The organism is Nostoc sp., from assembly GCF_036917315.1.
Lineage (GTDB): Bacteria > Cyanobacteriota > Cyanobacteriia > Cyanobacteriales > Nostocaceae > Nostoc.
On record NZ_JBALDR010000064.1, the window covers coordinates 165498 to 181597 of the forward strand.

At 40.8% G+C, this 16100-nt stretch carries 14 protein-coding genes; 8 read left to right on the plus strand and 6 right to left on the minus strand.

The genetic code is table 11. From position 1 onward, the window contains the following. Positions 1-127 precede the first annotated feature (127 nt). The 5 genes from V7K84_RS30000 (at position 128) to V7K84_RS30020 (ending at position 7315) form a co-directional block, all read left to right on the plus strand. Positions 128-1321 carry a DegT/DnrJ/EryC1/StrS family aminotransferase gene (locus V7K84_RS30000; protein WP_334843592.1) on the plus strand — a complete coding sequence of 398 codons (1194 nt, stop codon included), beginning with the start codon at positions 128-130 and terminating at the stop codon, positions 1319-1321. A gap of 125 nt (positions 1322-1446) precedes the next feature. Further along, a complete protein-coding gene (gene crtB, locus V7K84_RS30005) occupies positions 1447-2340 on the plus strand; it encodes a cyanoexosortase B (RefSeq protein WP_334843594.1) in 894 nt (297 codons plus the stop codon). A 264-nt stretch (positions 2341-2604) separates the two neighbouring features. Further along, entirely contained in the window at positions 2605-3327 is a 723-nt protein-coding gene (locus V7K84_RS30010) for a cyanoexosortase B system-associated protein (RefSeq protein WP_334843596.1), read from the plus strand. A gap of 233 nt (positions 3328-3560) precedes the next feature. Next, positions 3561-4919 carry a polysaccharide biosynthesis/export family protein gene (locus V7K84_RS30015; protein WP_334843598.1) on the plus strand — a complete coding sequence of 453 codons (1359 nt, stop codon included), beginning with the start codon at positions 3561-3563 and terminating at the stop codon, positions 4917-4919. A 221-nt stretch (positions 4920-5140) separates the two neighbouring features. Further along, a complete protein-coding gene (locus V7K84_RS30020; protein WP_334843599.1) occupies positions 5141-7315 on the plus strand; it encodes a GumC family protein in 2175 nt (724 codons plus the stop codon). Positions 7316-7453: 138 nt separating this feature from the next. Here V7K84_RS30020 and V7K84_RS30025 read toward each other — a convergent pair whose 3' ends face one another. The 3 genes from V7K84_RS30025 to V7K84_RS30035 form a co-directional block, all read right to left on the minus strand. Further along, a complete protein-coding gene (locus tag V7K84_RS30025) occupies positions 7454-8125 on the minus strand; it encodes a rhomboid family intramembrane serine protease (protein WP_334843601.1) in 672 nt (223 codons plus the stop codon). Positions 8126-8251: 126 nt separating this feature from the next. Then, complete coding sequence (locus tag V7K84_RS30030; protein WP_334843602.1) at positions 8252-8971, minus strand: rhomboid family intramembrane serine protease; 720 nt, start codon at positions 8969-8971, stop codon at positions 8252-8254. Positions 8972-9182: 211 nt separating this feature from the next. Next, positions 9183-9662, minus strand: coding sequence for an MEKHLA domain-containing protein (locus V7K84_RS30035; RefSeq protein WP_334843604.1), 480 nt, complete (start codon positions 9660-9662; stop codon positions 9183-9185). Positions 9663-9773: 111 nt separating this feature from the next. Between V7K84_RS30035 and V7K84_RS30040 the strand changes: the two genes are divergently transcribed. After that, positions 9774-10388 carry a tetratricopeptide repeat protein gene (locus tag V7K84_RS30040; RefSeq protein ID WP_334843605.1) on the plus strand — a complete coding sequence of 205 codons (615 nt, stop codon included), beginning with the start codon at positions 9774-9776 and terminating at the stop codon, positions 10386-10388. A 173-nt stretch (positions 10389-10561) separates the two neighbouring features. Here V7K84_RS30040 and V7K84_RS30045 read toward each other — a convergent pair whose 3' ends face one another. From V7K84_RS30045 to uvrB, 3 genes are all read right to left on the minus strand, one after another. Next, entirely contained in the window at positions 10562-11635 is a 1074-nt protein-coding gene (locus tag V7K84_RS30045; protein WP_334843607.1) for a hypothetical protein, read from the minus strand. A 274-nt stretch (positions 11636-11909) separates the two neighbouring features. Then, positions 11910-12491 carry a Uma2 family endonuclease gene (locus V7K84_RS30050; protein WP_334843609.1) on the minus strand — a complete coding sequence of 194 codons (582 nt, stop codon included), beginning with the start codon at positions 12489-12491 and terminating at the stop codon, positions 11910-11912. 250 nt (positions 12492-12741) lie between these two features. Then, positions 12742-14739, minus strand: coding sequence for an excinuclease ABC subunit UvrB (gene uvrB / locus V7K84_RS30055; protein WP_334843610.1), 1998 nt, complete (start codon positions 14737-14739; stop codon positions 12742-12744). Positions 14740-14992: 253 nt separating this feature from the next. Here uvrB and V7K84_RS30060 point away from each other — a divergent pair, with 253 nt between their 5' ends. Both V7K84_RS30060 and V7K84_RS30065 read left to right on the plus strand, forming a co-directional pair. Continuing rightward, complete coding sequence (locus V7K84_RS30060; RefSeq protein ID WP_334843612.1) at positions 14993-15445, plus strand: hypothetical protein; 453 nt, start codon at positions 14993-14995, stop codon at positions 15443-15445. Between the two features lie 347 nt (positions 15446-15792). Then, positions 15793-15975: a CsbD family protein gene (locus V7K84_RS30065; protein ID WP_099103871.1), complete on the plus strand. Its 183-nt coding sequence runs from the start codon at positions 15793-15795 to the stop codon at positions 15973-15975. Positions 15976-16100: the final 125 nt, after the last annotated feature.

Below are 16100 nucleotides of genomic sequence, written 5' to 3' on the forward strand. Positions count from 1 at the left end.
TAACCGCCTAAATAGTCGATCTAAGCCTTTACCCAATAGATTAAATCTATGACAATTTCATACCGAAAATTGTACAAGGTTTTCTATTTTTTTCATGTGAGGAAACATTTTTTGAGGACGACTGGTAATGAATAAAATGACTATTAGAGTTCCTTTTGTAGACCTGAAGTTACAACATGAACCAATTCAAACACAATTGCAAGATGCAATCCAATCTGTATTGGAACGGGGAGATTTTATTTTAGGGCAAGCACTTTCAGATTTTGAAGCAGCATTTGCGGCAGTATCTGGTACAGCTTATGGAGTTGGTGTGGCATCAGGAACAGATGCGATCGCTCTGGGATTACAAGCGTGTAATATTGGTGCTGGTGATGAAGTGATTTTACCCGCAAATACTTTTATCGCCACCTTAATTGGGGTAATACGTGCTGGCGCCAAGCCAATTTTGGTAGATTGCGATCGCCAAACTGCTTTAATTGATTTAAGAGAAGCAGCAAAGGCAATTACGCCTCAGACTAAAGCAATTATCCCTGTGCATCTCTATGGTCAGATGGTATCACCACGCGATCTAGTGAACTTTGCCGATACCTACAAACTCCTCATTTTTGAAGATGCCGCCCAAGCACATCTGGCCCAAAGAGACGGATATTACGCTGGTTCAGTAGGAATAGCAGCAGCTTTTAGTTTCTATCCCAGCAAAAATTTGGGAGCATTTGGGGATGGGGGAATGCTGCTGACACGAGATGCAGATGTAGCCCAGAAGATGGTGCGCTTGCGAAATTATGGTGCATCGCAAAAGTATTTTCATACTGAACCAGGTACGAATAGCCGCTTGGATACTTTGCAAGCAGCAATTTTGCACAAAAAACTCCCATATTTGCCGCAATGGAATCGCGATCGCCTGACTATTGCCCAGCAGTATGATAATGAACTAGCACCCTTGGCAACTGCTGGAATTATTCCTATAGAAAATCAAAGCGATACAGGACACGTTTATCATCTTTATGTGATTAAAGTTGATGATTCTTGCCCAATAGAACGCCAGCAACTCCAGGAAAAACTCACAGCGGCGGGAATACAAACTGGCATTCACTACCCAATTCCTTGTCATCTCCAGCCAGCATTCACCAACTTAGGCTATCAACCAGGAGATTTTCCCCAAGCAGAGAAGTTGTCAAAGCAAATATTATCATTACCGATGTATCCTGGTTTGAGTAGTAGCCAAGTTAAAGAAGTTGTAGCAGCGATCGCCAATGCAGTGTCAACAAATTATCAGGTAGATAATCTATCTCCTGCTGACCTTGGCAGCGTGGTAGCCTGAAGTTAATTCATACTTAATGTACATCTAAAAATTAGACATTTGTCATTTGTGCTTTATCTAAAACTAATGACCAATGACTAACGATCAATGACTAATGACCAAAAGTTTTTGAATTACTTAAAATCATGGCACTCCAGCAACAGGTTAAAAATATAAACGCATCAGGCTTGTTAAATCTAGCTATTTTAGGCGTTTTGCTGCTGCTTTATGCTCCGATATTGTTACACTGGTTGGATGGTTGGCTGCACAAAAATATTAGTACAGAACACGAATATTTCAGCCACGGAATTATTGGTCTACCATTTGCGGCTTATCTGGGCTGGATGAACCGGAAAAAGTGGAAACGTTTGCCAGATACCATCAATCCTTTGGGCGCTGTTTTGTTGTTATTAGGAGCAATTTTTTATCTTAGCGGTGTTACAGAGTGGGTTAACCTTTCCTTGCCCGTGATATTAATCGGATTATGCTTGTGGTTTAAGGGAATAGCAGGTTTGCGATTACAAGGATTCCCTCTACTACTAGTATTTTTAGCAACCCCAACAGCATTACCCTATCTCATTGCTCCCTATACCATGCCTCTGCAAAGCTTCATCGCTGGCACAGCAGGCTTTATACTGAATCAATTTGGGATGGAAGTAACCGTAGATGAGATCAATCTTTACGTGGGAGGACGGATTGTAGAAGTTGCTCCCTATTGTGCAGGACTGAAAATGTTATTTACGACTATCTACGTTGGCTTGATGCTGCTTTATTGGACAGATGCTTTGTCTTCACGACGAACAACTATATCGTTTTTATCTCTGGCTGCGATCGTTAGTATTATTGCCAATATCATTCGTAATACTCTACTGACTTTCTTTCACGGCACGGGTCAAGAAGCGTCTTTTAAATGGCTGCATGAGGGTTGGGGTGGCGATCTTTACTCTGCTTGTATGCTGGTGTCACTAGTGCCCTTACTGAATTGGATTAATAGCTATTTTTCAGCATCTCTAGAAACTGAGCAAGAGGCAGAAAGTTAGAGGCATTGGGGATTAGGCAGAGAAGCAAAGAGGCAGCACTTTTCTACGAGAGACTGCGCGTAGCTTGCTTCCACGAAGTGGTACGGCTACGCTCTGTTACCGAGGAGCAGAGGAGAAAATTTTCTGCAACTTCTCCCCTGTTCTCCATTCTTCACTCTCAACTCCCTTAATTTTTCATCACTTATACGTAAGTCCTAAATATTACTGAACTCACAATGTGATTTTATAAAGTAAGATTTTGCCTAAGTATTGCAAATTTTACTGATGATTTCCTTCTCTAAATTTTTCAAGGAAAACCAATTAACTCAGGTAGCAGCACTTTTGTTATTGCTACTGCTGCTAGCAATGGCAGGGGTTCCCGGATACCTGACAGGACACTGGCAATGGAAACAGCCGCCCCCTGTTCCTACCCTCCACGAATTAAAACAGATCCGCAAGACTGGGTTAACCCTTCCTGGTTGGCACACCATTGAACAAGCAGAACAGCAAATTGGCGAACATAATTGGTCTTTGCAGGTAGTTAAAAAAGAAGGTTCCGAATCCCAGGCAATCCTGCTTTTGTTGCCGCAAAATGGACCTATGGATCAACCAGAGGTAGAGTGGACAGATGTTAACGGTTGGGGAAGATCGCGCTGGGGAAAGTGGGATATAGCTCAATCTCGTTCTGCGGAATTTACTGTGAAACCATCTGCAAAGTTGGCTTCTAATGTCGAAACTAAAGTAGAAGCTAGATTCTTTCGCGCCTCCACACCACAGCAAACCTTCGCTGTTTTGCAATGGTATGCGATGCCAGACGGCGGAAATCCATCACCTTTTCACTGGTTCTTGGCAGATCAACTGGCACAGTGGCGCAAGCAACGCACTCCTTGGGTTGGCGTGAGCATTCTGATTCCAATGGAACCTTTGGGGCAGGTAGAAACATCTTGGACTTTAGCCCAGTCTATTGGGGAAACAGTGCAAGCTGCATTAATGGCAGGCGCTTTGTAGAGTCTGTTATAGATGCCCTTGTGCAGAGATTTATCAAGAGTATGTCTATAAATTGTGTTCAGACTGAAACTCATCTAAAATGATGTTAACAACATGAAGTTAGAAATTAAATTGAGCAAAATTATTCTCTTTCTCTTGGTAAATACTTCTAGATAAAAGAGACATAGAAGGCATTTTTAGAGTAAAATAACCACTCGGCGCGACTAATTTCTATATCAATATTTTCTACACCGATGTTCATAGATCCCAGTTATTATATGCGTGGATTCAGCGCCCTGTGTTTTGTCAGTCTTCAAGTAGGAGTTTTTTTAACAACGCCTATCCAACTTGTTGTTGCCCAGCCTTTTCCATCTCAAGGACAATCACCAGGGAAATTCCCTTCACCTGTGCCAGTTAATGAAGTTGCACCTCTAGGCACAAATGAAGAAATTTCCCCGCAACTGAGCCGCTACCTTTTAGGACCAGGAGATGCAATTGGTGTTGTGCTTCAGCGTCCTCCTGGTCCATACCGTTTAGGCATAGGAGATGGAATTAGCGTTTCGGTTCAGCGCTTTCCAGATTTGAGCTTTCAAGCTTTAATCAACCCAGAAGGTAATATTGCGGTGCCGTTATTGGGAACAGTTTCTTTACAAGGTTTAACTTTGGAAGAAGCTCAAGAAAAAATTCGCTTGGGTTTAAATCGTTATGTAGTCGATCCAATAATAGTTTTAGCTTTAGCAGCACAGCGTCCAGACCTCAGTTTTCAAGCTGTAATTAGTCCAGAAGGCAACATCATCGTGCCGCAAGTGGGAACGGTGTCATTAAAAGGTTTAACCTTGGAAGAAGCTCAAGAAAAAATTCGCCTGGGCTTGAGTCGCTTTTTTCCAGATCCAATCGTGGTGGTATCCTTGGCAGGAACGCGACCAGTTCAAGTTACTATTAGCGGGGAAATATTTCGACCAGGAATTTATCCAATTAATTCACCAACACCCCGCGTTGCTGATGCTTTGCTAACATCTGGTGGTTCAACTTTGAATGCAGACCTGCGACAGGTGCAAGTACGGCGAAAGTTAATCGATGGTTCTGTGATTTCACAAACTATTGACTTATACGCAGCATTGCAAAATGGCGGTTCAATCCCGAATTTACGCTTACAAGACGGAGATGCAATACTCGTGCCCCGTCGTGAAGTTGGTAATGAGGATGGTTATGACCGCAATTTAGTAGCACGTTCATCCTTGGCCACACCACAGATTAGAGTCCGAGTTTTAAACTACGCTGCGGGTGGTCTTTCCATTCAAGCACTGCCTAACGGCAGTACATTTGTAGATGCTTTGGGAGGTGTAAATCTAGACACTGCTAATCTGAGAGATATCGCTCTGGTTCGCTTTGATTCGGAACGAGGCAAAGCTGTTACCCAAAAACTTGATGCTAAAAAAGCTCTAGGCGGTGATGCATCGCAAAATGTAGCACTTCAAGATAATGATGTTATTGTTGTTGGTCGGAACCTCATTGGTAGAATTACTAATTTCTTGACCACCATTACCCAACCTTTCTTCAATGTTCAATCCTTTCTCCGGTTTTTTGACAACATCGGTGGTGGATCGAATTAGTAACATTAAAAGAAAGATACAACCTCGAAATAGTTTGGAGTGTAGGAAGGCACATCTCTAACTGATATTTGAATTTATTAATGGAAAAATTTTAAAGATATCAACCGATATATACAGTAGGAAGTTGATAGCATACTTGTATCAAAGCCACTATCTTTAGTTTGGTGCTTCCTAAATTTTGAATTTTGAATATTTAAATTTTGAATTGGAGCGAAGCGACCATGACCCCACCAATTGTTAAACGCTATCTTATTGCTTTTGATAAATATAAGTGGATTGGACTAGCTAGTTTTGGTTTAGTTGTCGCCGGATCGACTGTGGTAGCTATGCAACCAGAGCCACCTATTAGCTATATAGCATCTGGGGCACTTACTTATAGTGGACCACCAGTTTCTTTCTCTGCAACTGGTAATGAAATCCAACAGCAAGGAAAGGAACTAAATGAGGAAGTTTTACTATCAAACCAGATAATTGCAAGTGTGGCGGAGAAAGTGGGTGTCAAACCGAAACAACTCGGTGCAAGTCTTGCTCTTGCTCTACCTAAAAAAAATGCTAAGAGTGGAGAATTAGAATCTTCTACCTTTGAACTTAAATATGTAGATAGTGACGCCAAACGAGGCATACAGGTATTGACGGAATTGATGCAAGCAATGATCAAGTTGAGTAGTGACATCAATACTGGGCGCTTACAAGCAATTATTCAAAAGATTAACGATCGCACACCACAAGCTAAACGGGAATTGCAAATTGCTGAAAAGAAGTTGGAACAGTACGATCGCGTCGAGCGAACAGCAATATTAGCAGCAGAGAATGGTAGCTTGTTAAGCGCCATTACTGCCAGCCAAAATCTCCAACGGCAAATTCAATTAACTATTTCTGGGGTTGATGGTCAAGCTCGCAGTTTACAAAATAAGTTAGGCTTAACAGTCGGACAAGCTTATGTTTCTTCTGCTTTGAGTGCCGATCCAATTATTGGTAACTTACGAGCGCAAATTTATCAAAGTGAATCGCAAATCGCCGTACTCAGAAAAGATTTGCGGCCGGAACATCCAACGATGGTGCAGTTAATGCGTCAGAAACAAGCTGCTGAGGAATTACTACAACAACGTGCTGCTGAAGTTTTAGGTGGTGGTGGGACTGCGGCTCCGCTTCAGGGTAGCGTTGCAGGTATTCGCACTCAAAGCAGCTTAGATCCAACACGCCAGCAATTGGCAAACCAAATGGTGTCTTTACAAACTCAAAGGGAGACACTGCAACAACAACTAGCTCAAGAAATCCAACTAGAAGCGCGACTCCGGCGAGAGTATGCTCTAATACCCAATAAGCAATTAGAGCGATCGCGTTTAGAACAGGAGGTTGGACTCAAAAAAGCCATCTATGACCAAATGCAGGTGAAGCTAACAGATGCGAAAACCGCAGAGGCAGAAACGACTAGCAGCCTCAGCGTTGCCAGACGCCCCGCAGTCACTGTCGATGCCAAACCTCCGAAGAGTGTGCCTATTACCCTTGCCGTGGGTGGTTTCTTAGGTGTATTGATTGGTGGCGGAGTGATATTTTTGTTGGGAGCGCTGGAAGGGACTTTCAAAACCAGAGAGGATATTCGCGAGAGCCTCAAGCAACGAGAAGTGGCACTGTTGGGAGAATTGCCTTTAATGCCAGTTGATGATTTGGAGCCAGATGCTGTACCGGTAGTATTTTCCCAAGATTCTCCTTATTTAGAATTTTATGAGAAATTCCGTAGTAATATGCGCCGCATTGGTGGTAAAAACTTAAAGGTAGTATTGATTACTAGCACCAGTAGCCTAGAGGGTAAAACGGCAAGTGCTTATAATTTGGGTGTTGCTTCCGCCCGTGCTGGTAAAAGAACCTTAATTATCGAAACAGATTTGCGATCGCCTTCCCGTTGTACATCGTTAAAAGTAATTCCTGACCCTGAAGCCACTATTGAACCCCTACGTTATTACGCTAATTTGAGTGAATGTATTCGTTTAGTTCCTGATGTTGAAAATTTATACATTCTTCCTAGCCCTGGCCCAGTACGGCAATCCGCTGCTATTCTTGAATCCAGCGAAATGCGGCGGCTGATAGAAGATGTCCGCGAACGTTTTGATTTAGTAATTTTAGATACTAGCCCCCTCAGCATATCCAATGACCCTTTGTTAATTCAACCCTACAGCGATGGGATCGTACTAGTGGCGCGACCAAACTATACGCAGGAGAATATGCTAGGTGAAGCTATCGATCAATTGGTTGAATCTGAACTGGGGTTATTGGGAGCAATTATCAATGGTGCTGATATCATCGTTTCTGCACCTGAAGAAGTTCCAAAATCATCAGCATTTACATCTGAGGTAGAACAGTCAGAAGAAGTTTCAGCGAGTGCCAACAAAAACTAATAGTTTCAAATGTGTAAATTTTAACGCAGACGATCGCATTCGCCTTGGCATTCGCTTTAGCGTCTCTGAAAGAGAATCGTCTCGCAGAGAATTGAAAGGTAGCAATTTTTTTGCTACGAGTTTCAGGAAATGCTGTATTCAGTCGCGCCGAAACAAGCCAAATAAAGGAGCAAGAATTACCCCAAATATAAAACCACCGATGTGCGCCCAATATGCAACCCCACCAGTTTCCACGCTCATGTTAGCGGCTGTTTGCAGGGTAGCAAGACCAGAAATTACATTTTGCACAATGAAAAGTCCAATTATTACTAGTGCTGGCACTCTGATTGTGGTGATGAAAAACCCCAAAAATATTAAAGTCATGACTTGAGCCTGGGGAAAGCGGATAATGTATGCACCCAAAATCCCAGAAATTGCACCACTTGCCCCTAAGGAAGGAATCTCAGAATTCATCCCAATAAACCATTGGCACAAGGCAGCTAAAGCACCACACGCCAAATAAAAAATCAGATATTTGGCATGACCTAAACGATCTTCAATATTGTTGCCAAAAACCCAGAGAAACACCATATTTGAGATTAAGTGCCACCAACCGCCGTGTAAGAATTGCGACGTAAATAACGTTATCCACTCTCCATTCAAATTGGTGGTTAACTCTTGAGGTACTACCGCATACTCACTTAAAAACTGACTCAATTGTGCATGTGACAGGCTCACCTCGTGAATAAAAACTAAAACATTCATGCCAATTAACCCATAGGTGAAATACGGGGTAATTCGCGTCGGATTTTCATCGTAGAGGGGAAACACAGGTGTTTTTCCTAAATTATTGATTAACTGCAATATAGCTTGTAAGGCTAGCAGTTGCGAAGGTTAAGCAATTTCACCTATTAAATCAATCAGTATAATTGAGGGTAAGTGCGATATTATGAAAAATTACTTGTACCAAGATTCTTCCTGGGATTTATCGCTAAATAAACCCAACAGCGGTCCGAGAATTGCCCCAAAGATAAACCCGCCTGCATGGGCCCAGTAGGCAATACCGCCGCTTTCCATACCGATGTTGGTACGTGTTTCGAGGCTAGCAAGTCCGTAGAAGGCTTGTTCGAGAAACCAGAATCCTAAAAAGAAATATGCGGGGACACGGAAAGTTGGGAAGAAAAACCCTAAAGGTACAACGCCAAGAACTTCGGCGTTGGGAAAGCGGAGAATGTATGCACCCATGACACCTGCGATCGCACCACTTGCACCTAAAGAAGGAATGCTAGAATCTTGAGCGAAGAACCACTGGGTCAAGGATGCCAAAACACCACAAGATAAATAGAACAGCAAATATTTGGCATGACCTAACTTATCTTCAACGTTGTTGCCAAAAATCCAAAGAAACAACATATTACCTGCTAAATGCAAGAAACCACCATGTAAAAATTGTGAGGTAATTAAAGTTGCCCACTCTGGTACTGGTTGATGTAGAGAGACGCCCGCAAAGCTTAAAGTCAGTTCTCGTGGAACTACAGCCGCAAGGTGTAAAAACCCATTTAATGCTCGTGGGGGAAGATTTGCTTCATAAAGAAAAGCCAGGACGTTGGCAGCAATCAGTCCATAAGTCACATAAGGGGTGATTTTTGTCGGATTATTATCTCTAATGGGAACCACGAGCGTTTTTTCCTGATTTTAAGATATCAGTTACACAATACTGAATAATTTAAGTAGTTTCTTCTACCCCGTGGATGGATCTCGCTTTGAGATTTAAGATTGATAATAAGACTTAGGCGAAGGAAACTGCACTCCTTGAATACCGATATCAAGATTGATTAACAAAATTCCAAGCAATACCAATTAATCCAAAAAGTCTGTGAAGCAGTAGTTATGTAATAAATTTCCACGTAGAGAAGAAAGCAGCTTGACCGTAGTGCTGATTTTGCTCATCTAAAACGTTCCATAGAATAGTATCTTCTATGTAAAAACGTTTACCATTACTAGAAGTGCGGATACCGGAATAGTTGGTGATAAAGCCTTTAGTTGTTGCTTCTGCTAAGAGGCGATCGCGTTCTTCCTGCACTACCTCTTCAGCCGATTTCCGAGAAGGCATTTTGGTAAATTCTTCCCAAGAAAGTTCCCATAGTTCCAACGCTTTGCGATTACCATAGTTAAAAATTGGGTCTGACTCGGTGCCGTGAGAAACTAAGACGAAAGGCGCTTCAAATAGGGCCTGTGCTTTTTCAAGTGGTGAACCATTGGCATCCAGCAAAGAATTTCCCATCCAATGCTGAAAACTATTTATTAGATATTGGCTGTGGAGAATAATGGCCTTTTGCTGCCAAGGAAACTCAATCGCGCTGGTCATAGAAAAATAGAAATATATTTAGTATGACAAAAGTTGACTCATTTTAGGGGTTGACTAGTTCTCCCCAAGCCTGAAAATATTCTATTTAATGCATATTAGCTAGCCAAACTCATGTTTTTTTCAAATTCTCTGGAAAATCAACTCCAGCGCTGGAACGAAACCACTCGCAATCAGCCGAAAAATCCCAATGCTTACATTCGCCGAGGCATGGTTAACTTTCAACTAGCCAAGATTGATGAATCTATTCAAGATTTTGATATGGCAGAGCAATTAGATGCCCGTATTAAACCGTACCTCTGGCAACGGGGATTATCGTACTATTATGCAGAAAGATTTGTTGAGGGCGCTGAACAATTTGAAATAGATTTGACAGTGAATGCTCAAGATGTAGAAGAAACAGTATGGCGATATCTCTGCATAGCTCGTTCGTTAGGTGTTGAAGAGGCGCGTACTTCTTTACTAACTGTGAAAAATGACCCTCGACGTATTATGCAGCGCGTATATGATTTGTATGCAGAAAATTGTACGCCAGATGATGTTTTAATTGTTGGTCAATCAGAAGGTATAAAGGGGAATTTTTACAGTCATCTTTACTTGGGATTATATTACGAAGCTCAAAATAATCTTGATTTAGCTCAGGAGTATATAGTGAAAGCTGCTGATAATTACAAAATTGATGATTATATGTGGTATTTAGCACAGGTACATAAGAAATTGCGAGGATGAAGTTTGATTTGCTCAATAGTAAATAAATTTAAGCTTTATAGAAATGGAAAGGTACAAAACCTTTAATAAAAAGGTTATTTATCTAATTAGAAGCTTGCTTTTAGTATATCCAAATTTACTGTTTTTTTATCGGAAGCGTTTGCATCTCTTCCGATAAATACTGAACCACATATTTAATTTTGCAGATTCAGAACTGCTTTCAGAACTTCTTCGTTTGTAAAATAGTGATCGTGAGATTCACCAGTAAGCTGCTTCCATAGAGAAAAGGATGTTCGGGTTTCTCTCTGCTGTATTCTCTCAGAACTAGATTTTTTGGGAATAGGTGTTTTTGTACACAACCAATCTTGATCTGAATAAAAATCAATCCAAGCTTCTATCTTTTCGTTGTTAAGACATTTGCTAATTTCCTTTTCCAGTTGTCTGGATTTGCATGATATAAATTTTAGACAACCCCCCATAGATATATATCTAACTCTACGATCCTCTTGATAATCCGCAAGTACATCAGTTGCGATAACAACACCAAAACTATGGGCTAAAATAGTTACTTTATCGTAAAGCCCTGTCTCTAGAACAGCATTTAATTTATCTGTAACCTGCTTTCGGATCTTTGCCTTCAATATCTTACCTTCAGAGTTCTCTTCCAAATATCGTGTAGAAAAATCTGCAACATCAGCAATTAGGTTGATTGGCACAAAGCTGAAGATGCCACTTACAATTAACCAGACCGACCAATTAGTCATCTGCTTTCCAAAAGAACTGATTGGCTTTGACCAATCTTCAGGAATGGGAAATCCTAAAAAGCTTGGCTCTTGTCCTAGTGCTACAAATGCAAGTCCAACAATTCCATAAAACCAAAAAATCCACAATACTAAGGATGTTCCCAAACCTATTAGTAGAGGAGGAGAGTTTCTCAGTGCAAGTAAATTCTTTGTAAAGAACCAATAGAATAATATATATATCCCGCGAAACACTTGGGTTTTTAAATTGCTACCACTTAGCGGTTTACTAAATAAGTCATTCCAATAAGCATCATAAACATCAATTTCTCTAGAGATATTTTTACCTAAATCTAACTTGAATTTTTTTCCAATATGTCCTGTTATCTTTTCCTCTCCTATTTCTTGAATTCTGGGGAACTCCAAAACCTCTGTAAGACCAATGGATAAACAATCAATAAAGTGATTTCTATCTCTGCCAAGATAAAAACCATGAACAAAAATAATAGCTTCTCGTTGGGATGCCATCTGCGATGCAACTCATAGTAACAAAAGACTCTATTTTATGATATGAAAGAGCCTTTTGTAGTTCAGTACACTACTGATTGCATTTTTACTAACTAACGTTATACTAAAAGTTTGCACATCCACTGAATTGCTACCCTGACTAAGCACTAATGCTCTAGTATTTTATGTTGCAGATGCTTGTTGGCGATGTCTACGACGGGCTACGCCTACGCACATTCTGTAAGAATCGCTATTGTAGGCGATTATTCTTGTTAGAAGTGTGAAATCAGTTAGGTCAATTTTCGATTGCTTCAGTTTCAAACTGCACTTGTCGATACAAAGGGGCGATCGCAATTTCTACATCCACCGATTCCAGCCGTAATATATCGCCCAAATTATACTCAGACAGCACCCATTTACCCTGTTCGTTGCGCCAAAACACTTCTACAACTGGTTGAGCTACTTGTACTAAGACATATTCTTGCAAGGTTGGAGATTGGCGATATTTGGCAAACTTTTTCCCCCTATCGGCTGCTTCTGTTGAAGGTGATAGCACTTCGATAATTAAGCAGGGAAATTGTACTAATTGTGGATCGGTATCTCGCTCATCGCAAGTCACCACCACATCTGGATAAAAATACTTTTGCCCCGGTTCTACCTGAACCTTCACATCTACAATGTATACTTCGCAGGTGCGGTTAACTAGGGCATCATCTAGAAGCTTAAAGAAATTTGCAGAAATCCGATTATGGTTGCGTGTAGCACCACTCATCATCACAACTTCGCCATCCCAATACTCGTAGCGTTCCTCTTGGGTAGGTTCCCAAACCAGATATTCTTCTGCACTCATCAAAATGTTGTCGGGTAAAGCAACCATCGGCGCGATCTCTTAATGATTCACTTTATTTAGGATAGCGAAAAATGAGTGTTCTCTTTTGGCATGACTATTCCCACATCCTCTAAACAGAATAAGCATCGAATTTTTTATACCTGCTAATAATAATTTTTAGATGTGTAAGCAAATTAGGCGATCGCCTATCCTGTAACCGAGACTTCTAGTAGTTTAGGGAGTAATAAATTAGACTTAACAAACTTTAGGGGAATATTGGTCAGCATAAGAATTCACGTTAACGTCCCAACATTTTATCCCGCAGATGTTTAATGCGATCGCGCAATTTACCCGCCTCTTCAAATTCCAGTTTCTTTGCTGCCTCTTTCATCTGCGCTTCTAACAGAGTAATCAACCCTGGAATCTGTTCTAATGGCAGTTCATCCAGATGTTCATCTACAACTTTCAAGTCAGTTGCATTCAACCGCCGAGATACATCTAAAAAAGCCAAAATTGCATTACTTGATTTTTTTACAATTGGTTGCGGTGTAATTCCATGCAGTCGATTATGTGCTGTTTGAATCCCACGCCGCCTATCTGTTTCATCAATAGCTTTAATCATGCTACCTGTCATGTTATCGGCATACAAAATCGCTTGTCCCTGGACGTGACGCGCAGCTCTACCAATAGTTTGAATTAAGGAACGCTCGGTTCGCAAGAAACCTTCTTTATCTGCATCCATAATTGCTACTAAGGAAACTTCGGGTAAATCCAAACCTTCCCGCAGCAAGTTCACACCAACTAAAACATCAAATTTACCTTCGCGCAAATTCTGCAAAATCTCAATGCGCTCAATAGAAGTAATCTCGGAATGTAAATACCGTACCCTGATACCGTGGTCTTGCAAATATTCGGTTAAATCTTCCGCCATCCGCTTGGTTAATGTGGTAATTAACACTCGCTCATGGCGATCGGCTCTATCTTTAATTTCACCTAACAAATCATCAATTTGTCCTTCTGTGGGACGCACGGAAATTTCTGGATCGACCACCCCTGTTGGTCGAATCACTTGCTCAATTACATGGTCTTCAGAAACTTCTATTTCCCAATTTCCGGGAGTTGCTGAAACAAAAATACACTGATTCACCTTTTGCCAAAATTCCTCGGCTTTCAAAGGACGGTTATCAGCAGCGCTAGGAAGCCGAAATCCATGTTCAATTAAAACTTTTTTTCTCGCTTGATCGCCGTTATACATCCCGCGAATTTGGGGTACAGTAACGTGAGATTCATCAATAATTAATAGCCAATCCTTAGGAAAATAATCAATTAAACATTCTGGTGGATCTCCAGCTTGTCTTCCTGCTAAGTGACGGGAATAGTTCTCGACACCGTTGCAGTAACCTACCTCGCGCAGCATTTCTAGGTCATAGCGTGTACGTTGATCTATGCGTTGCGCTTCTAATAATTTGCCAGCTTGTTCTAAGTCTAGTTTTTGCTGTTTTAACTCGGCTGCAATGTCATGACAAGCTACTTCTAATCGTTCTTCTGGGGTGACAAAGTGACGTGCAGGGTAGATATTTACCGCTTCCAAGCTTTTGAGAATTTCACCTGTCACTGGGTCAATATAGCGAATCGCATCTATTTCATCACCAAAGAATTCGACGCGAATAATTCGGTCTTCATAAGCTGGGCCAATTTCTAACACATCACCCCGGACGCGAAATTTCCCTCGGCCCATTTCGATGTCGTTGCGGCTATATTGAACATTTGCCAAATCTCGTAAAATTTGGCGTTGATTTACTTCCATACCTATCTGAAGGGGGATGGCAGCTTTCAGATATTCCGCTGGCATTCCCAAACCGTAGATGCAACTGATGGAAGCAACGACAATGACATCACGACGTTCAAACAGCGATCGCGTCGCTGAATGCCGCAACATATCTATTTCATCATTAATCGCTGCCGTTTTTTCAATATAAGTATCGGTGACGGGAATATACGCTTCTGGCTGATAGTAATCGTAGTAACTGACAAAATATTCGACTGCGTTGTTGGGGAAAAAATCCCGCAACTCGTTACAAAGCTGTGCAGCCAGGGTTTTGTTATGCGCCAGAACTAAAGTAGGCTTGCCAATTTTTTCTATAACTGCTGCTACCGAAAATGTCTTACCAGTTCCAGTGGCTCCTAGTAAAGTTTGGTAACGATTGCCTGATTGGATACTAGTAGTTAGCTGTGCGATCGCTTGTGGTTGATCGCCTGTGGGACTAAAGGGAGCTTGAAGACAAAATTCTGTCATACAGTTTTGCTGTAAATACCCTATCTCATGGTGAGGATTCCGCTCTGTATCTATTGTAGCTGGCTTATTAGAGCAAATAAATAGTAATAATTATTTACAAAATTTATTGCTTTAAAGTTACTTATGTATTAGTTTTAAAAATTCTTATATCTATATGAGGTTTTTTAAGGTTAAACTCTAAGGTATATGGAAAAAAATTTCATCTTTCCTTAACTATTGTAAAATTCAGTTAACAAACTAGAGGTGTTCGTTTATGACTATTAGCAACACTGGCAAAGCAACCAGTTCTCGGCAGAAGTATGCCAAGTCTACAGAGCAAGTTGAAAATCAACAAGACCAGAGCTTGAATGCAGATAAAGCCGAGGAAGTTAATGAACTGCCAGTAGGAGCTTCTGGAACACTCGCCATTTCTGGAATTCGTCCCATAGGCGCTAGCGACTTAGAAGTTGCTGAACACCTTTCAATTTCTGGGGTGCGTCCCGTTAGCACCAGTACGTTAGAAGTAGTTGAAACCTATAACTCAATGGGTATTCGTCCAATTGGCGCTAATACATTCCAAGTCGTTGAAAGTATCAACCTCTCTGGGATTCGTCCAATTTCCTCAAGTTCATTGGCAATTTCTGACAGTTATTCCACCTTCGGGAATCGTCCCATAGCACCAAATGAGATTGACAATTCTGAAAGCCTAATGGGTTTTCTAGATTAGACAAAAAACATCCCCATAACTTTATTAACCCATTTTCTACAAGAAACTGGGTTTTTTATTTAAAAAGTAGATATTACCATCTTTACACTTTTTTCTATGTCTTTTAGCATAGGTAACTAAACTCGCCTGATTTTAATTTACATTAAGTCAACAGCCAGGATGCTTGGTACAATTAGTTTTCTTAATTTTGAGTTTTGAGTTTTTAATTTTTAATTGTTTAATATGCCTTGTGGTAGAAGGCTTTAGCAAAAACTTTAAGTTACTGTGTAAAGGTAATAACAAAGAGTTTCAAAGTTAGTTTGTTTCTAGCTTTGAAATGAGTTTTTAATTTAATCAGGAGTATCAAAATGAGCATAGAAGATCGCGCAAAGGCTGCTGCTAAAAATGTTGAAGGTAAAGCCCAAGAAGCTTTAGGAAACGTCACTGGAGATCCAGAAGATAAAGCCAAAGGTAAAGCAAAGCAAGCCGAAAGCGAAGTACGTCATGGAATTGAAGACGTGAAAGATAATGTCAAGAAAAATATTGACTAGTAATTCATAATTTTTTTGCAGAAACTCTAGGGATATAAATGGGGTGGATTCCATTTTTGCAAGGAAAATTAAGAAATGCTAAATCTTCAATGCTATGTACCTTTATTCTGTTCTTAGCAAACGTT